Source organism: Alicyclobacillus contaminans DSM 17975 (genome assembly GCF_000429525.1).
Taxonomy (GTDB): Bacteria; Bacillota; Bacilli; order Alicyclobacillales; family Alicyclobacillaceae; genus Alicyclobacillus_A; species Alicyclobacillus_A contaminans.
Map to the genome: position 1 here is coordinate 20,344 of NZ_AUCA01000022.1, position 21,774 is coordinate 42,117.

Annotated in this window: 18 protein-coding genes, 1 riboswitch and 1 other annotated feature; of the genes, 16 read left to right on the plus strand and 2 right to left on the minus strand. The window is 59.9% G+C overall.

The genetic code is table 11. From position 1 onward, the window contains the following. The first annotated feature begins 17 nt into the window (after window positions 1–17). From G463_RS0109535 to G463_RS0109560, 6 genes are all read left to right on the plus strand, one after another. Window positions 18–1,799, plus strand: a complete 1,782-nt coding sequence (locus tag G463_RS0109535; RefSeq protein ID WP_245575793.1) for an ABC transporter ATP-binding protein — start codon at window positions 18–20, stop codon at window positions 1,797–1,799. Next, window positions 1,796–3,610 (plus strand): ABC transporter ATP-binding protein, encoded by a 1,815-nt coding sequence (locus tag G463_RS19710; protein WP_051322150.1) that lies wholly within the window; start codon window positions 1,796–1,798, stop codon window positions 3,608–3,610. Before G463_RS0109535 ends, G463_RS19710 begins: the two co-directional genes overlap by 4 nt. A 50-nt stretch (window positions 3,611–3,660) precedes the next feature. Beyond that, on the plus strand, window positions 3,661–4,083 hold the full coding sequence (locus tag G463_RS19715) for a cupredoxin domain-containing protein (RefSeq protein ID WP_051322151.1): 423 nt from the start codon (window positions 3,661–3,663) through the stop codon (window positions 4,081–4,083). Between the two features lie 181 nt (window positions 4,084–4,264). Beyond that, window positions 4,265–5,143 carry a hypothetical protein gene (locus tag G463_RS0109550; protein ID WP_026974989.1) on the plus strand — a complete coding sequence of 293 codons (879 nt, stop codon included), beginning with the start codon at window positions 4,265–4,267 and terminating at the stop codon, window positions 5,141–5,143. 7 nt (window positions 5,144–5,150) lie between these two features. Continuing rightward, window positions 5,151–6,692, plus strand: coding sequence for a hypothetical protein (locus G463_RS19720; RefSeq protein ID WP_245575795.1), 1,542 nt, complete (start codon window positions 5,151–5,153; stop codon window positions 6,690–6,692). A gap of 105 nt (window positions 6,693–6,797) precedes the next feature. After that, window positions 6,798–8,087, plus strand: a complete 1,290-nt coding sequence (locus G463_RS0109560) for a glycoside hydrolase family 18 protein (protein ID WP_026974990.1) — start codon at window positions 6,798–6,800, stop codon at window positions 8,085–8,087. Window positions 8,088–8,173: 86 nt separating this feature from the next. Here G463_RS0109560 and G463_RS19725 read toward each other — a convergent pair whose 3' ends face one another. Beyond that, entirely contained in the window at window positions 8,174–9,802 is a 1,629-nt protein-coding gene (locus G463_RS19725) for a methyl-accepting chemotaxis protein (RefSeq protein WP_051322152.1), read from the minus strand. A gap of 191 nt (window positions 9,803–9,993) precedes the next feature. After that, window positions 9,994–10,230 (plus strand) — a binding site (T-box leader). Window positions 10,231–10,306: 76 nt separating this feature from the next. On the opposite strand from G463_RS19725, the gene proC reads away from it, so the two are divergent. The 5 genes from proC (at window position 10,307) to G463_RS23830 (ending at window position 14,710) form a co-directional block, all read left to right on the plus strand. Further along, on the plus strand, window positions 10,307–11,140 hold the full coding sequence (proC, locus tag G463_RS0109570) for a pyrroline-5-carboxylate reductase (protein WP_026974991.1): 834 nt from the start codon (window positions 10,307–10,309) through the stop codon (window positions 11,138–11,140). Window positions 11,141–11,204: 64 nt separating this feature from the next. Further along, a riboswitch (purine riboswitch) is annotated at window positions 11,205–11,306 on the plus strand. A gap of 178 nt (window positions 11,307–11,484) precedes the next feature. Further along, window positions 11,485–12,096: a xanthine phosphoribosyltransferase gene (locus tag G463_RS0109575; RefSeq protein ID WP_035486642.1), complete on the plus strand. Its 612-nt coding sequence runs from the start codon at window positions 11,485–11,487 to the stop codon at window positions 12,094–12,096. After that, window positions 12,093–13,388 carry a nucleobase:cation symporter-2 family protein gene (locus G463_RS0109580; protein WP_026974993.1) on the plus strand — a complete coding sequence of 432 codons (1,296 nt, stop codon included), beginning with the start codon at window positions 12,093–12,095 and terminating at the stop codon, window positions 13,386–13,388. Before G463_RS0109575 ends, G463_RS0109580 begins: the two co-directional genes overlap by 4 nt. A gap of 217 nt (window positions 13,389–13,605) precedes the next feature. Then, complete coding sequence (locus G463_RS23825) at window positions 13,606–14,352, plus strand: GGDEF domain-containing protein (RefSeq protein WP_026974994.1); 747 nt, start codon at window positions 13,606–13,608, stop codon at window positions 14,350–14,352. A gap of 55 nt (window positions 14,353–14,407) precedes the next feature. Beyond that, a complete protein-coding gene (locus G463_RS23830) occupies window positions 14,408–14,710 on the plus strand; it encodes a GGDEF domain-containing protein (RefSeq protein WP_026974995.1) in 303 nt (100 codons plus the stop codon). A gap of 64 nt (window positions 14,711–14,774) precedes the next feature. Here the strand turns inward: G463_RS23830 and G463_RS21730 are convergent, their stop codons facing one another. Then, the gene (locus G463_RS21730; RefSeq protein WP_051322153.1) at window positions 14,775–15,563 is read right to left on the minus strand and encodes a peptide deformylase; all 789 of its coding nucleotides are present in this window, start codon (window positions 15,561–15,563) and stop codon (window positions 14,775–14,777) included. Between the two features lie 172 nt (window positions 15,564–15,735). Here G463_RS21730 and map point away from each other — a divergent pair, with 172 nt between their 5' ends. The 5 genes from map to comA all read left to right on the plus strand — a co-directional run bounded on the left by map (window position 15,736) and on the right by comA (window position 21,725). Next, entirely contained in the window at window positions 15,736–16,989 is a 1,254-nt protein-coding gene (map, locus tag G463_RS21735; RefSeq protein ID WP_051322154.1) for a type I methionyl aminopeptidase, read from the plus strand. A gap of 146 nt (window positions 16,990–17,135) precedes the next feature. Further along, window positions 17,136–18,563 (plus strand): NAD(P)/FAD-dependent oxidoreductase, encoded by a 1,428-nt coding sequence (locus G463_RS0109605; protein ID WP_026974996.1) that lies wholly within the window; start codon window positions 17,136–17,138, stop codon window positions 18,561–18,563. A gap of 205 nt (window positions 18,564–18,768) precedes the next feature. Further along, complete coding sequence (locus tag G463_RS0109610) at window positions 18,769–20,157, plus strand: bifunctional folylpolyglutamate synthase/dihydrofolate synthase (protein ID WP_169725460.1); 1,389 nt, start codon at window positions 18,769–18,771, stop codon at window positions 20,155–20,157. Further along, window positions 20,154–20,690 carry a manganese efflux pump MntP gene (locus tag G463_RS0109615; protein ID WP_026974998.1) on the plus strand — a complete coding sequence of 179 codons (537 nt, stop codon included), beginning with the start codon at window positions 20,154–20,156 and terminating at the stop codon, window positions 20,688–20,690. The genes G463_RS0109610 and G463_RS0109615 overlap by 4 nt, the downstream gene beginning before the upstream one ends. An 84-nt stretch (window positions 20,691–20,774) precedes the next feature. After that, entirely contained in the window at window positions 20,775–21,725 is a 951-nt protein-coding gene (gene comA / locus G463_RS19740; RefSeq protein WP_245575804.1) for a phosphosulfolactate synthase, read from the plus strand. Window positions 21,726–21,774: the final 49 nt, after the last annotated feature.

Consider the following 21,774-nt stretch of genomic DNA (forward strand, 5'->3'; position numbering starts at 1 on the left):
GGTTGGGGGGATGCAGGTTGCCGCATCAGTCGGGAAATTCACAGCGGACAGAGAGTCCGACGCGCCTCTTGAGACAGTTCATGTGGTCCAACAAGGGATGGTACGCCTTGTCCATGCTGTCCATCATCGCGTCGGAAATCGTGATGGTGCAATTCCCCAACTTGCTGGGGCGCTTCACCGATGCATTGTCCGCTCACCGCCTGTCGGGGCGGATGATCTTGCAGTACGCGGGGTGGCTGTTGCTGGTGGGCGTGGCGTACGTCATCCTGTACGGCATTGGTCAACTCCGCAACGGACAGCTCGGCCGGGCGTTTGAATATCAACTTCGGAAGCGGTTGTTTGAGCATTGGGAGCGCTTGTCCACCAGCTATTTTCGTCGGCGAAGCATCGGGGATTTGCTCAATCACGCCATGAACGACGTGCGCGCGGTACGAGAAGCGTTGACGGGGGGCATGAACCTGTTCACCAATGCCATTTTTCTCCTCGTCACCACACTGGTGATGACCTTTCGCACCATCAGCGTCCGTCTCACACTGGTCAGCATCATTCCGCTGCTGGCGCTGCCGGTCTTCATCATTTGGTGGGGGCCGCGCATTCGTGAAGCGTCCAAATCCGCCCAGGAGGCGTTGTCCGACATGGCGGCGGTGACGGAGGAGAGTCTGTCCGCCATTCGCCTGGTCAAGGCCACGGCGAGCGAACCGGTGGAGAGCGCCCGCTTCACGGAGAAGGTCGACGCCATCGTCCAGCGCCAAATGGTGGTCTTTCGGCGCAGCGGGCTGTTCCAGACGCTCATTCCGTTCACCGGCAGTGTGAGCTTCGGCATCGCGTTGGCGTACGGCGGGTACCTGACGGTGAGCGGACAGATTGCGCTCGGATCGTTCGTCGCGTTCACGCTGTATCTGGCAATGTTGATCACCCCGCTGCAACAGATGGGTTTTGTATTCAACTACTTCCAGCGGGCGTCAGCGTCCCTGAAACGGTTGGAAGTGCTGTTGAGCGAGGTGCCCGAAATCCAAGATCCAGCCGTCCCCGCGCCCGTGACGCATCTGGAAGGAGAGATTGACGTCAACCTTCCTGCGTTTCAGTATCCTGACGGATCGGAGCCGGTGCTGCGGGACATTCGCTTTCACGTGGCGGCCGGGCAGACCGTGGGCATTGTCGGGCGCACGGGCAGCGGCAAAACGACACTGGTGAACCTGCTTCCGCGCGTGTTCAATCCACCACCCGGCACGGTTCGAATGGATGGCTATGACGTGCATGACTTGGCGCTGCGGACGCTTCGCGAAGCGATTGCGTACGTTCCGCAGGACGGGTTCTTGTTCTCCGCCACCATCGGCGAGAACATCGGGTTTTCCCGCGATGACGCGACGCCGCAGATGCTGCTGCAAGCGGCTGAATACGCCGGGTTTCGCCGCGAGATTGAACAATTTCCGGACGGATTGGACACGGTCGTTGGCGAGCGCGGCGTGACGCTGTCGGGCGGTCAGAAACAGCGCGCCGCGATTGCGCGGGCGCTGCTGAAGGATGCGCCCATTCTCATTTTGGACGACAGCCTGTCGGCGGTGGACATGAACACCGAACAGCATATTCTCGCGCACCTGCGCCGGATTCGCGCTGGCCATACCACCATCATCGTGGCGCATCGATTGTCCGCTGTTCGCCACGCCGATTTCATTCTGGTCCTCGATGGAGGACGCATCGTCGAGCGCGGGCGGCACGAAGCGCTGCTGGAGATGGGTGGATTGTACGCGTCCATGTACCATCTGCAGGAAGCGGCGGTGGAGGAGGTGACGTCATGAGCGCGTTGACACCGTCGGAGCAAGCGCGGCGCGGCGGGAACCGCAGCATGGGCAGTCTGCTGAAACTCCTGCCGTTCGCCAAGCGGTATCGCTGGCACTTCGCAGCCGTGGTGCTGTTGGTGATTGTGTACAACGCAACCACCGTCCTCCCGCCGTACCTTGTGAAGATTGCCATTGACAGCGACATTTCGGGACCGCGTCCCAATCTGCACGGGCTGTGGACCATCAGCCTGCTGTACGTGGGCGTGGTGCTGCTCAGCGTGGCGGCCAACTACCTGCAGATTTTGCTCGTGCAATACGCCGGACAGAGCGTCGTTCGCGAAATCCGCGTGGCGTTGTTCCAACACATCGAACGGCAATCCATGGCGTTTTTCGATACCAACGCCATCGGGCGGTTGGTCACCAACGTGTCCAGCGACACGGAGACCGTCAGCCAGTTTTTCACGAACTTTTTCCTCAGCATGCTTCGGGACGGGCTCTCGCTGGTCATGGTGGTGGTGGCGATGTTTGAGCTTAACGTGCGCATCGCCGCCTGGAGCATGCTGTTGATCCCGGTCCTGTTCGGGATCTCCGCGCTGTATCGCAAACGTCTGCGCCGGGCGTACCAGACCACGCGGACCCGCTTGTCCAACATCATGGCGTTTCTCGCCGAGAATTTGGCCGGGATTCGCATCATCCAGATATTTCACCAGGAGCAGCGGCAAGCCGCCCGCTTCGACGCGTTGAATCGCAGTCATCGCCAGGCCAGCGTTGTCGAATATCGAACGTCCGTTCTGTTCAATCGCACGTTTGAAATGCTCGGCAACGCGGCGGTGGCCGCAGTCGTCTGGATTGGCGGCGGGGCCGTGCTGCACAAGACCATTCTGTTCGGCACGCTGTACGCGTTCATCAATTACATCCGGCAGTTTTTCCAACCCATCAACGCCATCACCCAGCAGTGGAATACACTGCAGTCGGCCGCCGTCGCGGCGGATCGAATCGGTCAGGTGTTGTCGGTGGAGCCCGCCATTGTGGATGCGCCGAACGCCTTTCCGCTCGCCCTCGAGGCGGTTCGCGGAGAGGTCGAGTTTGAACACGTCACGTTCGCGTACAAATCGGAGGTGCCGGTGCTTCGCGATGTGTCGTTTCGCGTGCCGGCGGGGAGTTTCGTGGGAATTGTCGGGCCCACCGGCGCCGGCAAGAGTTCGCTGATGAGCCTGCTCATCCGCTTCTATGATCCCACCTCCGGCCGCATCCTGTTGGACGGCCGGGACATTCGGGACATTCGTCAGACAGATTTGCATCGGGCTGTGGGCTTTGTCCAGCAGGAAGCCAATCTGTTCACCGGTACCGTGCTCGACAATATACGCCTGTTCCGCGACGACATCTCGCGCGACGCTGTGATCGCCGCCGCCGAGGCGGTGGGGGCGCACGAGGTGGTGAATCGGCTGCCGGACGGATACGACACGTTCCTGTACAGCAAGGGGGCCAATCTGTCGATGGGCGAGCGGCAGCTCATCTCGTTTGCGCGCATTGTTTGCTTGAACCCGCGCGTGCTGATTCTCGATGAGGCCACCGCCAATCTGGACAGCCACACCGAAGCGCTCGTGAGCCGCGGCCTGCAGGCGGTCTCGGCCAACCGCACCACGTTGGTGATTGCGCATCGCCTCGCCACCGTGCGGCGCGCGGATTGCATCTACGTGGTGAACCAGGGGCGCATTGTGGAATCCGGACCGCATGAAGCGTTGCTTTGCCGGGGCGGATTGTACGCCGAGATGTACGCGAAGTCCGGGGCGGCGTATGAGGATGGGAAAATGGTGCAACCTATTTAAAGACATCCTTCCCGGCCCCTCGGTGTGGGGCTGAAAGAGAGGGTTGCACCATGCGATGGATGCAAATGCGCCGGGCGGTAGGCGGCGCACTCGCGGTGATGGCTGTGACCGCGGCGCCGAGGGTCGCCCCGACCGCACACGCGGCCGTCGACACGTACCAAGTGGTGACCAATGAAATTTCCGCCAAGCAGCCTGGCGGTGGAACGGTGGACGTGTACCGGTTCGATCCGGCCGTATACGTGGCAGAACAGGGCGACGAGGTGGTGCTCCAGTTTCGCGGTTTGAAGGGGCATGACCATCCGATTGTACTCGATGGGTACAATCTGCATGCCACGGTGCGCCGCAACGAGCGGACGACGCTCCGATTCATTGCGGACAAGCCTGGTTTCTTTCACCTGATTTGCACGGCCCACGCCGACGCGGCGCACGAAGGGCCGATGGAAGCGTATCTGGTGGTCACGCCCAAGTCCTGACCCATCGATACCAGCAAATCTGCGAACGGCCGTCCCGTAGAAAGGGCGGCCGTTTGTCGTGATGATTCGACGGCTGTGAACCTCCGTGCTCCGAGGCAGCGGCGGCCAGGACGGGGGTCATCGGTGTGGTATGATAGGAGAAACGTTTTCCGGCGCGTGCCGTGGAGGAGGAACTATACATATGCCGTTTGGCACTCAGGAGATACAACCGCAGTCCATCGGGCAGATTCTGGATGACACCTTCCGATCCCTGCGACAATTTGCGCGCCCGCTGGCCGTGGCGACCCTGTCCATTTATCTGCCTTATCTGGTGGTGGAGGATATTTTCACCGTCCAGTCCAGCAACGCGCTCGGGGGCTTGGAGAATGTACAGTCGTTCAACGAGGTGATGGCGTACCTGCAGTCGGCCATGCCGCACATCGTCGCCGTGGTCCTCTGGTCGATGGTCGGTGTGTTGTTGGTTGTCCCTCTGCTCTACGCAACGGTGGTCCATTTGTTGATCCGCGCCGCGGATCATGGTGAACCCCCGACCTTTTCCGACGTCTTCCCGCTGGCGTGGCGGCGTACGTTGGCGTTGATTGGCACCACACTGTTCAAGTGGCTGGCGCTGTTTTTGGTGTTTCTCATCTCCGGCGGGATCATCGCCTTGATGATTGGACTGCTGGCGGCGTTTGGCGCCTCCGCCTTGGTGGCGGGCATCGTCGCCGCGGTGCTCAGCGTGATAGCCGTCGTGCTGTACGTGTGGTTGATGCTCAAGTGGGTGATGTCGATTCCGGCGGTGGCGGCGGAGGGCCGGGTCGGCTTCGGGGCCCTGCGCGCCTCGTCCGATTTGGTCAGGCACTCCGTGTGGCGAGTGCTCGGCTTCTTCATCATCGTTGAACTCATTGCTGCGGCTGTCAATGTGGGATTGACCGCCTTGTTCCGTCTGCTTCCAAACGCGGTCGCCGCCTCCGTCCTGGACAGCCTGGTGCAGTTGCTGACCGTTCCGTTCACACTGGTGGCCGCGACGAAACTGTATATGGATTTGCGCGTCCGCCGAGACGCTCGGGAAAACGGGTGATTTCCGCATGAAGAAGGGGCTGCTGGCGTGGATGGGCGATGCGTGGCGCGAACCACCCGATGTGGTCATGGAGGATGCCGCGCTCCCGTGGCTGCGCGTGGAGCATATGGTGTTGGTGGTGTGGTTGGTATCCTTCGCCGTCTACCAACTGGCGCCTCTGTCCGATCCGGATACGCCCTGGCACCTGGCGACCGGCCGCTACATTCTGACACACCATACCGTCCCGACCACCGATCCGTTTTCGTGGACCATGCGCGGCCAACCCTGGGTGACGCAGGAATGGTTGTTTGAAACGGTGCTGGCCTGGCTCGGGATGCACTTTGGCTTTGCCGGTCTCTGGCTGTTGATCACCGTCGTGCACACGGCCACGGTACTCGTTCTGTACCGCGTCTGCCGCAATCAGTCCGCCGGCCATCCTGTGTCCGCCGCTGTCTGTGCGTGCCTCGGGACGCTGGTTCCGCTCGTCTTCTGGACCATGCGTCCGCAGATGGTGTCGTACCTGATGTTCACCGTGTTCCTGTGGATTCTCTCCAATGTCCGCCGCGGGCGTTTTCGTGTGCTGTGGCTCGTACCGCCGCTGATGCTCATCTGGGCGAACGCGCATGGCAGTTCCACCATTGGCATCTTCATGCTGCTGTTGGAGGTGGCGCTGTCCTTTGTGCCGCGGCTCGGCCGTCTGCAGCCGTTGGCGCTGCCGAAGGGCGCGCGTTGGCGTCTGCTGTTGGCCGCGCTGGTGGGCGCAGGGGTGGGGCTCATCAATCCGAACTCGTACCGCGCCTACACATACGCGCTGCTCTCCACCAACCCCACGATGGTGGACAACATCAATGAGTGGCATTCGCCCAACTTTCACATGGACATTTTCAAGTACGGACTGCTGCCGTTTCTGATGCTGTCCTGCCTGATTCTGATGGGGCGAAGAACGCGCCTGCCGCTGCGAGAAACCCTGTACTTTATGGGCAGTTTTGGCGTCATGCTCATCTACCAACGGTTTGCGCCGTACATGGCCATCTCGGCGGCGGTGCTGCTGGCTCCGGTATTGGCCGCATGGGTTCCCCGGCGCCTGTGCGCGACGCGCTTCGTACGGATGATCAGCGGTCTTGTCATGTTCGGCAGCCTCGTGTACTTTGGCACCCAGCTGCCGGAGGCGAAGGGGCCGGTTGACGCCCATTGGTCCACCGGATCGTACCCCGTGTACGCGGTGAACTGGCTCGAACAACACCATCTCACCAGCCGGATCCTGAACGCGTATCAGTGGGGTGGATACCTGATTTACCGCGGCATACCCACATTTGTCGATGGACGAACCGATATTTTTCTGCAGGGACAGAACGTGTTTTCGGATTATCTGGCTATCAAGGATGTCTGGTGGAATGGCCCGGATTTAATCGACATCTACAAATGCGACGTGGTGCTGTTCCCGAGCGGAGATCCCGTCGTGACCTACCTGGTTCACAATCCGGAGTGGCACGTTGCGTACCAGGATGCCACCGCCGAAGTGCTCGTGCGCAATACGGTATCCGCGCCCGACCCCCAGACAGGGACCTGAAACACCGGGGAGTGGCCGGTGTCACCATTCTTCCTCCGCCTTCGTATCATGGCGTAGGCGTACGTCCATGGCGTATGTGGATAAAGAGTGAAGGGTGGTGCAAGCATGCGAATCCACACGGTGGTTGCAGGGAACACGCTGCGCGCCGTCGCGGCGCAGTACGGAACCACGACTCGAGAGCTGCAGCATCTCAACGAACTGCAAAGCGAGGACGTGATTGTTCCCGGTCTCCATCTGTTGGTGCCAGGGCCCGCCTATTTGGCGAGACCATACACGGTGCAGACGGGGGAATCGGTGGATGTGCTGGCTCGCAGGGTGGGGTTTCCGACCGAGGACCTGCGGGGGTGGCTCGGGCTTCGGCCCGGTCAGACGCTGCGTGCCGGGGATCGCCTCTACATGCCGGCGCGCGTTCAGAGCCGTCGGACCATTGAAGTGAACGGCTACCTGTTGCCGCAGGGAAATGTCAACGATGCCCGCGTTGTCCAGGATGTGGGGCAACGCTTGACGTATCTGTGCGTGTTCAGCTATCAGGCGCGCGCCGACGGGAGTCTGGTGGGACAGCGGGACAACGAGGCGCTGTCCGCCACGCGCCAACTGCGGGTGGCCCCTCTGATGACCGTGACCAATTTTGACGGCAACAACTTCAACACGGAATTGGCGCACACGCTGCTCTCCAACAATACGCTCACGCAGCGATTGATTGACAACGTGCTTCGGACCGCGCGTAACCGCGGCTTTCGGGGCGTCAATGTGGACTTTGAGCACATGCGTCCCACGGATCGGCCGCTGTACAACGAGTTCATTCGAAAGTTGGGCGCCGCGCTGCGGCCCCAGGGATTATCGCTGTCCATTGCCATGGGGCCAAAGACGTCGGATGATCCCACCGCCAGTTGGATGGGCGCCTTCGACTACCGGACGCTCGGCGAAGAAGTGGATTTCCTGATGCTGATGACGTACGAATGGGGCTGGGTCGGCGGCCCCCCGATGGCCATCGCGCCCATCAACCAGGTGCGTGCGGTGTTGAACTATGCGACCTCGGTGATTCCATCCACGAAAATCCTGATGGGCATGGCGCTGTATGGCTATGACTGGCCGCTGCCGCATCCGCAAGCGGGGCGCGCGTCGGGATTGAGCAACAAGAGCGCGCAAAACCTTGCGCTGGATCAACAGGTGCCCATTGAATGGCATGTCGCCGAGGCATCGCCGAGCTTTCGCTACCGGGGATCGGAAGGGAACGAGCGGGTGGTGTGGTTCGAGGACGCGCTCAGTGCCGCGGCAAAGCTGCAACTGGTCTACGATTACAATCTTCGAGGCATTTCCGCGTGGGTGCTCGGCAACGAATTTCCGCAACTGTGGCACTTGGTGCGCGACAGCTTCACGGCCCGCAAAGTGTAGCTTCCATGGACCGGGAGCGCGTGGAAGCCTGTCTCTGTGCAGTGGCGGCTGAACAGAGACGGGCTTTCCGACGCGCCTTTCGCGCGTCAGATTTGAAAACTGCGCACCGCTTCCACCAGTTCGTTGGCCAAGGATGTGAGGGCGGTGGCCGAAGCTGCAATCTCCTCCATGGTGGCCAATTGCTGTTCCGTCGCGGCTCCTGCGTCCTGCGTGCCCGTTGCGTTCGTGTTGGCCACGTTGTGAATGTCCCGAATGGCATCCGACAAGCGCGTGCTCTGGGTCAACCGTTGCGCAGCGTCGTTGACGCCGCGGATCTGCTCTGCAACTTCCTCGACGGCGCGGTGAATATCGGTGAAGGCCGTCCCGCTGGTCTCAGCCGTCGCGATGCCCGTGGACACCTCCGCTGCGCCGGCTCGCGTGGCCTCCACTGCGGAAGCGATATGATTTTGGATGTCCTGAACGTACGCCTGGATACTCTGGGCGGACTTCGCGGATTGTTCCGCCAGGGCGCGAACTTCCGCCGCGACGACGGAGAATCCCTTCCCTTCAGCCCCTGCCCGCGCCGCCTCGATGGCCGCGTTGAGCGCGAGCAGATTGGTCTGTTCCGCGATGGTGGTGATGGTTTCCACAATGCTGCCCACGTGGACAGATTTCTGGTTCAACTCTTCCATGGTCTGGGTCAGGTCCGTGATCTTTCCGTGAATCGCGTGCATCTGCTGAATGGACTGGGCCACGCTGTTGCGGCCGCTCGTCGCCAGGTCGGACGCCTGCTGGGCGTTCGCGGTCACCTGGGCTGCGCCGGCGGCAATTTTCTCGAGCGCATCGGACAGTTCATCAATCACCTGTTGACCGATTTCAATGCGGGACAGCTGTGTTTCCGATCCGGCCGCGATTTGTTGGATGACGCCCGCGATGTGTTCGGAAGCTTTGCACGTTTCATTGGCGCTCGCTGACAATTCTTCGGCGGATGCGGCCACCTGATCCGCGGTGGACATCACTTGACCGATGACCGACCGGAGGTTCTGCTGCATTTTGGAGAATGCCCTGCCCAATCGGCTCACTTCGTCCTTGCCGTCGCTGTGAATGGGAACACTTTCGTCCAAGATACCGTCTGCAATGCGCTCGGAAATGCCGATGACGACGCGCAGCGGGCGCAGAATGGTCCGCGTGGTCACCCACCACACGGCGGCCACGGTGAGGAGCAGCAGCACCACGCCCGTACCCAGCACCGCCCACAGGAGCTGCGCCAGTTGTTGAAGCGCCGAGGCCATGCTGAACTGCACGCCAACCACATAATTCGGAACCCCATCACTGCCGTGAATGGGCGCGGTGACGTCGATGATGTTGCCCGACACACGAACGACGCTGCTGTCGGACTTTGCCGCCTGCACATCTTCGGAATCCGCTTTCTTCCCAACATCCGCAGCGACCGTGGACACCACCGCGGTGGCTGTGGCACCGCTCAGTTTATACAGATCCAGCCGCACCAACTGGTTGTCGCGCTGCTGCAGTTCGTTGATATCGGCCTGCAGGTCGACCGTGGTGGTGGTGTTTGTGACCATGGCATCCAAGGTTCGGATGATGGCCAACGACCGTTGTTTTTCTTCTGAGATGATGAGACGACGACTCTGCGCGTAAACAATGGTCAAGCAAATGGCTGCGAATGCAGTGATGGCTGTACCGCAAAGCAGGACGAACTTACGACTGATACTCACCCTTACCCCTCCAACATTCTCTGTGTTGCCGTACGCTGGCGGCGTGGTTCGTCAATTCGCCGAAAGAATGCGCTTTCCTGTTTGGTCGCGATCGTTTTTTGGCGAAAAGATCACTTTCTGGCCCGGCCTGGGAGAAACGACTTGCGCATGGTCCGCAGGGGAAGTATAATCACCATAATATCAGAATATTGTTTGGTTCGATGAAGAGGAAAAGTACTTCGCGTTGCTTTTGCGCAGAGAGGGATGGTCAGCGGCTGAAAGCCATCCTGCGAAAGTGTGAAGGAACCGGCCTCCGAGATGGCACCCGAACGCACAGTGAGTAAGGTGCCCGTTGACCACGTTATGGTCACAAGAGATCTGGGCGTGGATGGTGTTGCATACGCCTGGAATCAGGGTGGTACCGTGGGATGCAAACTCCCGCCCCTGCCAACGGCAGGGGCGGGAGTTTTTGATTTCCGCGCGGTTCTCACTGTCATTGCAAAAATCAAGGGGAGGCGAGTCAGGATGACGTACGACAAAGTGTTTGTGATTGGTGCGGGTTCCATGGCGGAAGCGTTCATTCGCGGCGTGACCGGGGCGGGGGTTGTCCGACCGACGGATATCCGCGTCATCAACCGAAGCCGAGCGGATCGGTTGAAGCACGTTGTCGACACCTATGGGGTGGTGGCGGCCGACGGCTACGCGGATGCGGCCGGCGCGGCACTGGTGGTGTTGGCCGTCAAGCCGGCGGATGTGGCGGAAGCGCTGCTGCGCGTGGCCCCCCACCTGAACCAAGCGCTCCTGTTGTCGTTTGCGGCAGGTGTGAACCAGGGATATATTCGTGAACGGTGTCCGTCGGTTCGGACGGTGCGGGCCATGCCCAACCTGCCGGTGGCCGTCCGGAACGGCGTGACGGCCGTCGCCTTTGGCGACGAAACCACGCCATCGGACAAAGAATACATTCACACGCTGTTGAACGCGCTCGGGGCTGTTGTTGAACTGCCAGAGCACCTGATGGATGCGGCGACCGCCGTGTCCGGCAGCGGACCGGGCTTCCTCTGCTACATCCTTGAGGGCATGGAGACGGCCGCTGCCAAGCTCGGGTTGGCACCCGAATTGGCCCGCATCATGCTGATTCAGACGATGGTGGGGACAGCGCGGACACTGGCTGAGTGGGATGTGTCCCCGGAGACCCTGAGACAACGCGTGACGTCGCCTCACGGCACCACCGAAGCCGGGGTGAAGCAGTTGGACTCAGGATATGTTCGCGGTTATGTGTACGAAGCGGTGCTGGCCGCAGCGGCGCGGGCGGCGGAGATGGGCAAGTCGTATCTGCCCGCGCAGACGGCCGCAGAGTAACATATTCCCCTTGCCGCGCGGTACGCAATTTGATATGTTGGGATAAGCAACCGGCCGGTTGCGTGTGATGAACTTCATATCGGCTCGTATAATCGCGGGAATACGGCCCGCAAGTCTCTACCAGGCAACCGTAAATTGCCTGACTACGAGTGGAAGCACATCTAGGGTTCCGTCGCGGTTCATTCGTGACCGGCGAGTCTGGACCGAGCGATGTGAGCACATGGTGCTACACCTTTGGGAGAAAAGCCCGGGAGGATAGGTTTCACTTGGCGGCGCAGTCGCGCAGGCCGTACCTGTCCGACCGGGCTTTGCTGTGTTTCCACGAGAGGACACGGAGGGATATTGTGAATCGATTGCAGGAGCGGATTGTGCAGGACGGTGTGGTCCTTTCGCCAACCGTGCTGAAAGTGGACGCCTTCTTAAATCACCAGGTCGATCCGGAGCTGGTGATGGACATCGGCGCCGCCATGGCGGCACCCCATCGCGACGCCGGCGTGACCAAAGTGCTGACGGTGGAGGCGAGCGGCATTCCCTTGGCCATGGCGACCGCCCTGGCGTTGGGAGGGATTCCGTTTGTCTACGCGAAGAAAAAGCGGGCCATCACCCAGGGTGACGCGGTCTGGACGGCGCCGGCGTATTCGTTCACGCGCCAGGAATCCTACCATGTGAGTTTGTCCAAAGCGTACCTCGGCTCGGAGGATGTGGTGCTGATGGTCGACGACATTCTGGCAGAAGGTTCCGCGTTGACCGCTCTGACGGAGATTGTGCACCAGGCGGGGGCCCGTGTGGTCGGCGCCGTGGTGGCCGTGGAAAAGCGATTCCAGTCTGGACGCGAGAAACTGGCGCAGATGGGCGTCCAGGTCCGGGCGTTGGCGGGGATTGAAAGCATGTCAGCCAATGGTATCACGTTTGCCCAAGATGACGAATCCCGGACTCCGGAGGTGATGCTGCCATGACCAGCGGAAAGACATGGATTCTCGGGATTCAGCACGTGCTCGCCATGTACGCGGGGGCTGTGGTGGTGCCCATTTTGGTCGGGGGCGCTTTGAAACTGTCGGCTGTGCAAATGGCGTATCTGATCTCGGCAGACCTGTTTACGTGCGGCATTGCCACGCTGCTTCAGGTGCTCGGCACCCGCTGGCTGGGCGTGGGGCTGCCGGTGGTGCTCGGATGCACGTTCACCGCGGTCGGTCCGCTCATTTCCATCGGTTTGACGGACAATCTGCCCACCGCGTTTGGCGCGATTTTGGTGGCCGGTCTGGTGGTCGTCGTGTTGGCGCCGGTGTTCGGACGTTTGTTGGCCCTGTTCCCAACCGTCGTGACGGGATCCGTGGTGACCGTGATTGGTTTGTCTCTGATTCCCGTGGCCATGAACGACGCGGCCGGCGGGCAGGGAAGTCCGGACTTCGGCCAGCCGGTCAATCTCTTGTTGGCGTTGTTTACACTGTTGGTCATTTTGCTTTTGAACCGGTGGGCCCGCGGATTTCTGCGCGCGATTTCCGTGCTCATTGGCTTGGTGCTCGGCACCCTGGCCGCAGCGGTGTTTGGAAAAGTGTCCCTGCAATCGGTGGCGCAGGCAAACTGGATGGGTCTCATCCATCCACTCTATTTCGGCCGCCCTCAATTCCATTTGGCCGCCATCGTCACAATGTGTGTGGTGTGCGTGGTCAGCATGGTGGAATCCACCGGCGTCTACTTTGCTCTCAGCCGGATTACCGGCCGGGAACTCAAGGACGCGGATGTGGTGCGCGGTCTGCGCGCGGAGGGCGTCGCCATTGTTCTGGGGGGATTGTTCAACACTTTCCCATACACGACCTTTTCTCAAAATGTCGGCCTGGTCTCCATGACTGGCGTGAAGAAGCGCAGCGTGGTGGCGGCTGCGGGGGTGCTGCTCATTATCCTCGGGTTTCTGCCCAAAATCGCGGCACTGACGACGGAGATTCCCAGTTCAGTGCTCGGTGGCGCCATGATTGCCATGTTTGGGATGGTGGTGGCATCCGGACTGAATATCCTAAAAATGGTTGATTTACACCGTCAGGAAAATATGCTGGTTGTCGCCTGCAGCGTTGCTGTCGGCCTCGGTGTCGCGGTGGTACCACAAATGTTTGATCATTTGCCGGGGGCGTTAAAGATGCTTTTGCAGAGCGGAATCGTCATGGGTTCCGCCACCGCCGTCGGCCTCAACCTGCTGTTGAACCGTTCATCGGTGAGATCGGTGACAGCACCGGACATGGCGATGGAGTCCTAGCGGACTTCGTCCTTGGGCGCGCTCCGTTCACAAAACTTTTCTCGCTGTATAGATGTTGAATTCAGACAGATCACATATAATAAGGATACATGGTTTACATGCGTTCGAAGTCAGCAACCGTGTATTCGATGCAGACGCTGCGGCTGACCGTCCAAACGGGAAAGTTGTGGCGTTTTGTTTGATGTCTGATAACCCAGGGGGAAGTGAGGCCTCTGCCATGAACATGCAAGACTTGCACCGAATGCTGCAGCCGATTGAGCACTGGAATCGCAAAATCCTGGCCGTATTGTGGGTTGTGTTCGGCTTTGCCGTCTGCATCGGCATCGTTCATTTGGTGGTTGTGGGAGAGGCTTGGAAGCATATTCTGGTTGGCTCTGTGCTGCTGCCCATCGGACTGCTGTTGGTGGTAATCGGTGTGTCGGAGTGGCTGGTGCGTTCTTCGCCCGTGCCAAAGGACTGGATTTTTCTGGTGGCCGCTGATTTCATTGCCGTTTGTCTTCTCATCTGTAATCCGGAACTGCCGATAACGGCTTCAGTCTTTTTCCTTCCCATACTCATTTCCGTGTTCTATTTCGTACCGAAGAAAGTCATGTACATGACCGTGGCGGCCTGTCTCACGCTGCTTGCCGTATACGGTGTGGATCCACCTCTGCGCGCGCATCTGGATGTGGCCGACTTGATCACGTTCATCGCGGTGCTCTTAGTGGGCGGTTTCATCTGTGTCCAATTCATGCAGCGGAGCGTGGAAATGGTCGCCCAGTTGCAGCTTTCCATTGAAGCGAATCAAGATTTGATGGTTCAAAAAATTATGATGGAAAGTGTATCCAAACGGGATGGACTCACGGATGCGTATAATCACAAATCATTTCATCAACATTTGGAAAATGTATTGCGGCAGAGTGACGCTCAGGGCACGCCCGTACACCTGCTGATCTTTGACATTGATAATTTCAAGCGAATCTAATGATACGTTTGGACATCATGTCGGCGATCAGATTTTGCGCCGAGTGGTTCAGGTCATGAAGGAACAGGTGGGGCCCAATGACTTCGTGGCGCGTTACGGCGGGGAGGAATTTGCGCTGATTCTCCTCGACCGCAGCGACGCAGAGGCGGATCAGATTGGGGAATGCATCCGCCTCAACGTTCGCGCCATGCACCATGAGGAAATTGACGGTTCGGTGTCCATCAGCGGTGGACTCGCCCGGTATGAACCCGGACGCGGCAAGGAGTGGTTGTTCGTCACGGCGGACGAAATGCTTTATCGCGCGAAACACGAAGGGAAAGACAAGATTGTCGCACACCACGCGATAAGTGCGCGATGATCCGCCGCAGATAGTCACCCGCAGGGTTTCATCCGCAGCGGCCAACGCCCATCGGAAATGAGCTTCAAGCGTGCTCAGCAGGAGGTGGGTCCGATGACGACGCGGTGGCGGATGTCTGCGGCTCAGACGACGCGGCATCCACAGCCTCTGAGAGTTCGGTCAACGCTCGCTCCATCTGCCACACCTGCTGCCAGTCGAGGTCAGGCAACAGGTCATGAAAGTCGTACAACCATTCCGCGGCCAGAGAGTACTTCCATGCGGCGTCGGCAAAAAAACCGGCAGCCTGAGTAAATTCTTCCCATCGGGCCTGAAGAATTTGTTTTGTGGTATTCTCCGCTGCGGGTTCTTCGGCTTCGTCCAGGTGTTGGGCGACGTGCCTTCCGACGTTGTCCCAGAGCTGCGCGAACAGCGCATCGTCATCCAGGTGGTCAATGTGCAGGACACCGCGGAGGTGGTCCAGTTCATGGCATATCACGCGAGCCAGCACCCCTTGCGCGGTCCGTTGGCGGATGTTCCCATGTCTATCCGCGCCCTCCACAGTCACCTCCCATGGACGCGTCAACCGCACCGTGAGGTCCGGGAAGCTCGCGCACGATTCCGGTCCGAGCTGCTCTCCGCGCTGAGAGACCAACCTCGGGTTTACCCATTCTTCCACCTGTTCGCCGGTGTCAACGACCATGACTTGAACCGGTATTCCGAACTGTGGCGCGGACAACCCCAGCACACCGTGAGCCGACAGGGCCTCCGCCAGGTTATCCAGCAGTTGATGGAGTTCCTGGTTGAACTGTACTACGGGCTGGGAGATCTCTCGCAAGCGGGCGGTGTCTCCCTGTTCAATGCTGTGGACGGACATGTCCACCATCCCTTCCTACGATGGAATTCCCTATTACATACGCTCGGCCGCTGTACCGTGGCGCGGGCGCTGGCCTAGTTCAATTCCGAAGACCTGAAGTATAGATAAATCATGGTGCTGTCATAACTTGAGTTTGCCGAACGTGACAAACTCACGCGGGAGGCGGAGGGGGATGGAGATCCTAACAGCGGCGCAAATGGACGCACTTCGCGCGTCCGGCCGCATCAATGCGGAGGTGCATGCGGCGCTTGCCACACAAGTGGTCGCGGGGGGCACCGGTAAGGCGTTGGAACAGGTGGCCAAGCAAATGATTCATGACGCTGGTGGACATTCCTCGTTCGAGAGAGAAGGGCGTTTCCCAGCCTGTCTGTGCGTGTCCATCAACGATGAAATCGGTCACGGTCTGCCAAGCGAACGACCGTTTCAACCGGGCGATGTGGTCAAAGTGGATCTGGGTGTGGAATTTGATGGAATACACACCGATTGCGCGCATACGTATTTGATTGGCCCTTATGACGACCGGGCGGAACGGTTGGTGCGTGCCGCGTACCGGGCGCTGTACGACGGGATTGCGGCGGCTCAGCCCGGCCATCGAATTTCCGATATTTCCTATGCCGTGGCGCGATCCGTGCACAACGACGGATGGGAGATTGTGCGTCACGCATTCGGGCACGGCATCGGCGCGCGTTTGCACCAACCTCCGCAGATCCCGAGCTTTGGACCACCGGGGCGCGGCGCGCGATTGCGGGTGGGGACGGCCATCACCATTGAACCCGTGGTGGTGGCGGGACTGCGCTACACCCGCACCTTGGCGGACGGTTGGACTACGGTCACCGTCGATGGGAGCCTCGCCGCGCATGTCGAGCACACGGTGCTGATTTCAAACGATGGTCCTGAAGTGGTGACAGCGATGCCCGCCTCTTCGCACGAAGACGCGCGACCACGTCTGGGTGATCCGCTGACGCGGCCATCGGCCATAGATGTCGGGGGCCACTCCATTGATTTGCACAGCCTGGGTCCGGCCGATATGGAGGAGGCTCTCGCGTTGGCGCATCGGACGATGGACTCGGTTTTGGTGGAAGCCTGGGGCCGTCGCGTTCATCCGAATGATCTGTTCGGCCGGAAGGGCAGTCAGGGGTGGGTGTGTCGCGATGCCCAGGGCGACCTGGCGGCGTTCGTCATCTTCGAGAAGGTGCATCTTCTGCACGTGCACATCCTCGCGGTGGCGGAGGCTTGGCAGGGCACAGGGCTTGCCCACGGGTTGTTCGATGTTCTGGAGCAGGCTGCGGCGGAGAGCGGATTGCCGGGGCTGGAGCTGTGGGTACAGGAAAACAATCTACGTGCCATTCGCTTTTACCAGCATCGCGGTTTCCAAGATGCGGGCGTGCCGTACGTCAACACACGACGGATGATCAAGCGGTTATGACGCCGATTACGGAAATCACCCACCCAAAACCCGAACGATAACTTGCCAAAAAGGTAAAATGTACGTATATTGTTCTTTTGGGTTTTGTCTCCGCGCCACTGTACTGCAGCGCGGCGAATCAAGGATGGGGAAAGCAGGTGGTTGACGTGTCGCAAACCTACGACGCGCTCATCGTCGGCGCAGGTCCCGCTGGATTGTATGCTGCCTATGAATTTACGCGGAAGCGGCCGCAGAGCCGCGTTCTGTTGCTTGACAAAGGGGTGGAGGCACACCGTCGGCGCTGTCCAATCTTGGAAGAGCGGATCGCAAAGTGTCCGCCCGCCAACAAGAAGAAGGATTACGCGGGCTGCCTGCCGGCCTGCGGCATTTTGAACGGCGCTGGGGGAGCCGGGAGCTTCAGTGATGGGAAGTTCAACATCACCGCGGAGTTCGGTGGATTTCTGACTGACTATTTATCCCCGTCCGAAGTGCTCAACTTGATTGAATATGTGGACGCCATCAACCTGGCGCACGGAGCGCCGGGCGCCATCACCGATCCGACGACGGATGCCGTCCGGGCGATTGAACGCAAGGCGGCCGGGGCTGGTCTGAAGCTGCTCCGCGCGCGCGTGCGCCACATCGGTACCGACAAAAACCTGGAATTGATGAACAGCATCTTTGAGTATCTATCGGCGCGGATTGAACTTCGATTCCGGACGTTTGTGGAGGACTTTTTGATTGCGGACGGGCGGGTGCATGGCGTGGTCACCCGCGACGGCGAGGAAATCTACGCGAAAAACGTTCTGGTTGCGCCGGGCCGCGATGGCTCAACCTGGTTGAGCGATCTATTTCGAAAACACGGGCTGAAGATGACCAACAACCAGGTGGACATCGGAGTTCGGGTGGAAACATCGAATGTGGTCATGCAGGAGATCAACGAACACCTGTACGAAGGAAAGTTTATTTTTGAGTCTCCGTCCACGGGTCTGCGCTGTCGAACGTTCTGCAGCAACCCATCGGGTCATGTGGTGATTGAGAACCATTCCGGCGTGATGGCGGCCAACGGACACGCCTACAAAGATCCGGCGCTCGGCACCGAAAATACCAACTTTGCACTGCTCGTCAGCCATCGGTTCACCGGGCCGTTTGACCGGCCCAATGAGTTTGCGAAGCAGATCTGCCGACATGCCAATGAATTGTCGAACGGATCCATCATCATTCAGCGCTACGGGGATTTGCTGAAAGGCCGTCGCAGTACGCCACAGCGCATTCGCGAAGGATTTATCGAGCCTTCGTTGAAGGAGGCGGTGCCGGGCGATCTCGGTTTGGTGCTGCCCTACAAGACGATGGTGGCGCTCCGCGAGATGATAGAGGCCCTGAATTACGTCACGCCGGGCATTGCCAGTGAACACACGTTGTTCTACGGCGTGGAGGCCAAGTTTTACGCCGCTCGGGCGGACGTGGATTCACGCCTGGAGACCCAGGTGAAAGGGCTGTACTGTGCCGGCGACGGCCCGGGCATTTCCCGGGGCATTTCTCAAGCCGCCAGCAGCGGCGTGTATGCAGCACGCAATATCATGGAGACACTGGTGTAGACGCGAGATGCACCTGGGTTCGTTTGAACGGGTTTCTGGCTCTCGCATCACCACTCGGGTGTATTGAGGAAAAGGGAGGTTATTCCTCCCGTTTCTCTTACCCGTGCGTATCGTTGGAGTGTGGTACACTCGGGGTGGCGAGCGGGCACCCCGGCGCATCATTCGGGACCTGCCAGGGGAAAAATTGGACTAAGGCGGATGAATGGTGCTTCAGGACGATGCATACATAGTAGAGACAACCTACGATGCGATTCATTGGATTTATACGTCGTTTTTGGCCGTGAAGGCGTCCATCGCGGGCAAACCGGATTGCGAAGTTCGACATCCGGAGTGGACAAGCCACCTGTTGGAACGGTTCGGGCGGCCAGACAAGTACGGATACAACGTGGCCGTGACCGGAAGCAAAGGCAAGGGATCCCACGCCATTTTGCTCGCAGGGATGCTGCAGAAACTGGGTTTTCGCGTCGGGTTGTTCACGGGCCCGCATCTGGTGGACTTTATGGAGCGATTCCGCGTGAACGGTCGAATCATGCCTGAGTCATCCTTCCGGGCGTACATTCAACAGGTGCGCTCCGAAGTGAACCGCGTGGCGCTGCCAGACGGACAATATTTTGGTCCGGTGGGTCTGCTGGCGGTGGTTGCAGCGCTGTGGTTTCGAGACGAGCGCACCGATGTCAACATCTTTGAATTGGGCCGCGGCGCGCTCCACGACGACGTGAATCGCATTCACCACGAGGGCGCTGTGGTTGCGCCCGTATTTCTCGAGCACGCGCGAGAATTGGGACCGACATTGGCCGATGTTGCGCGAGAAAAGGCTGGGATTATCACGTCGGATACGCGGTGGGTGTGCAGTCATCCTCAGTCCGATGTGGTGCAGCGGGCGCTGTTGGCGCGGGCTGGCGCGGAGCGGGCGGCCGTTCGTTCCCTCGGTGCGCAGATTCCGAAAGGGACGGTGGCGGGCGATGTTTTAACGCTCTCCTACCCCGAGGCGCAATATCGCATCACACTTCCTTTTGCGGACGGATTTATGGCGCAAAACGCCAGTGTGGCGTTTGACGCCGCGCGTCAGGTGTGGCGGAGGCTCCGCGAAGGGGAGCGTCTGGCGACAGCCATCGACCTGTCACAGCTTCGCTTGCCGGGGCGGCTCCAGGTATTGGCGGATAAACCGCTGACGGTGCTGGACGGGACCATTCACGCAGAGTCGGCCGTGTACCTGAGACAGTGGGTGGCCGCGCGACGGCGTGGCCGGGCGGGGAAAGTGGTCGCCGTGGTCAGCGTCCCTGCGGACAAGGACGGCGAAGGTGTCATTCGGGAACTGTCGCAGGTGGTGGATAAAATTCTCTTGACAACCTCCGGTAATCCGCATCTCCGTTATCATCGGCAGTTGTACGACGTGGCCCGCCGGTATCACGCGGCCTGCGACTGGTTCGAGCAGGTTCAGGATGCATTGACCAGATCTCGGCTGGAGACCACCGCCGAGGATCTGCTGGTCTTCGCCGGAACGCAGTCGTTTGTGGGAGACGTGTTGAAGAGGTATCCAGTCGATACCAGGACCTTATGGGCGGATACGGAAACGGAGCGTGAGCGCTGTTGATCTGGCAATTGATACTGCTCGGCATCGCCATGGGCATGAACAATGCGTTGGCCTCTGTTGCACTGGGAACCATGAATCTCTCGAGGGTCCAACAGTTCAAAACGGCGGTGGTGTTTGGCGCGTTTGAGGCGCTGATGCCGGTGATTGGGCTCTTCCTCGGCAGCGAATTGGCACAGGTGGCTGGGCGGTTCGCCAAATTCATCGGGATTGGCGTATTGGTTGTGCTTGGCGTCTATCTGCTGCTGAAGCAGGCCGACGCCAACGACGACGAGTCGCCGCGCAAAATGGGAGCGCAGGGGCTGCTGTTGGCCGCGGCTTTAAGTCTGGACAACCTGACGGTTGGATTCGGTCTCGGGATGCTTGCCGTGCCCATCGGATTGGCCGCCGTTGTATTTGGCTGCATCAGTTTGGTGATGACACTGGTCGGGCTGGAGGCTGGGCGATTTCTTGGATCGAGAGTGTCCATCTCTGCGGACAGGTTGTCCGGCGGTGTCTTGCTGTTGATTGCCACGGTCATGCTCGTGGTGCAGTGAGCCTGGGGGTGGCACAGATTGAGCAGAGCGCCCATAGGCTGTGGGTAGCGATGAGCAACGCACAGAGGAGAAGGGGCGTGCAGTGTGAATAACCCAGTTTGGTCTGAATTACTCAACGACGTGCTGCCAGGCAGAGTGGAAAAGCCGCGATTGTCGGGATTGACGATGGTGATTGACACAGGGCTGCCGTTGGGGCTGACGCGCGATATTCTGGAAATGGCCGCGCCGCACATTGACTTTTGGAAGTTTGGATTCGGCAGCGCCTCCGTGTGTCCGCCGCATGCGATGGTGAATAAGGTTGCCCTTTGTCAGGAGTATGGTATCCTTGCGTATCCCGGCGGAACCTCTTTGGAGATTGCCGTGCTGCAGAATGTGTGGACAGAGTATCTGGACATGTTGTGGGATGGCGGCGTACGCGTGGTGGAGGTGTCGGATGGCACCATCACGCTGCCTTTGGCACAGCGTCGGGAGATCATCCGCACGGCTCGGCACAAAGGTTTCACCGTGCTCGCCGAGGTTGGGAAGAAGGAGCGCGGGCGCTACCTCGACGGCGATACGATGGCATCCCTCATCCACCAGGATTTGACACACGGGGCGCACTATGTCATCGTGGAGGGCCGCGAAGGGGGAAAAGGCGTTGGCGTTTTTCAGGCGGACGGCGGCGTCAAAGAGGATGCGGTGGACCAATTGTTGCGCGGACTCGGCCCCATGGCCACCCGCGTCATCTGGGAAGCGCCGCTGGTCGAGCAGCAAATCTACTATCTGCGCACGTTCGGACACAAAGTGAACCTTGGCAACATCAAGCCGCTTGAGGTGATCGCATTGGAGAGCCTGCGCCGAGGATTGCGCAGCGACACGTTGCGCGAAGCGCTGCCGGCGTCGGAGGCCGCTGAGCCGTCCGAGGCGAGCGACGAGATGGTCACGTTGCCGCCTGCCGCCAGTGACGAAGTGCTGCCACGACCCACGTTGTGGACGCAGGCGCGCACAGGCATGCATGATGAGCGCCGTCATCGCAGGCAACGGCTGAATGGATAGTGGCGGTGGCCGCAGCGTATTGTGCAGCGGCACACCGCACAACAGCGGT

Excerpts from the sequence above, each read along its gene's own strand:
- proC (WP_026974991.1), top strand. The coding sequence starts at position 10,307 with ATGACGTACGACAAAGTGTTTGTGATTGGTGCGGGTTCCATGGCGGAA.
- G463_RS19715 (WP_051322151.1), top strand. The coding sequence starts at position 3,661 with ATGCGATGGATGCAAATGCGCCGGGCGGTAGGCGGCGCACTCGCGGTG.
- G463_RS0109580 (WP_026974993.1), top strand. The coding sequence starts at position 12,093 with ATGACCAGCGGAAAGACATGGATTCTCGGGATTCAGCACGTGCTCGCC.
- G463_RS0109550 (WP_026974989.1), top strand. The coding sequence starts at position 4,265 with ATGCCGTTTGGCACTCAGGAGATACAACCGCAGTCCATCGGGCAGATT.
- G463_RS19710 (WP_051322150.1), top strand. The coding sequence starts at position 1,796 with ATGAGCGCGTTGACACCGTCGGAGCAAGCGCGGCGCGGCGGGAACCGC.
- G463_RS19720 (WP_245575795.1), top strand. The coding sequence starts at position 5,151 with ATGAAGAAGGGGCTGCTGGCGTGGATGGGCGATGCGTGGCGCGAACCA.
- map (WP_051322154.1), top strand. The coding sequence starts at position 15,736 with ATGGAGATCCTAACAGCGGCGCAAATGGACGCACTTCGCGCGTCCGGC.
- G463_RS23825 (WP_026974994.1), top strand. The coding sequence starts at position 13,606 with ATGAACATGCAAGACTTGCACCGAATGCTGCAGCCGATTGAGCACTGG.
- G463_RS21730 (WP_051322153.1), bottom strand. The coding sequence starts at position 15,563 with ATGTCCGTCCACAGCATTGAACAGGGAGACACCGCCCGCTTGCGAGAG.
- G463_RS0109560 (WP_026974990.1), top strand. The coding sequence starts at position 6,798 with ATGCGAATCCACACGGTGGTTGCAGGGAACACGCTGCGCGCCGTCGCG.
- G463_RS23830 (WP_026974995.1), top strand. The coding sequence starts at position 14,408 with ATGAAGGAACAGGTGGGGCCCAATGACTTCGTGGCGCGTTACGGCGGG.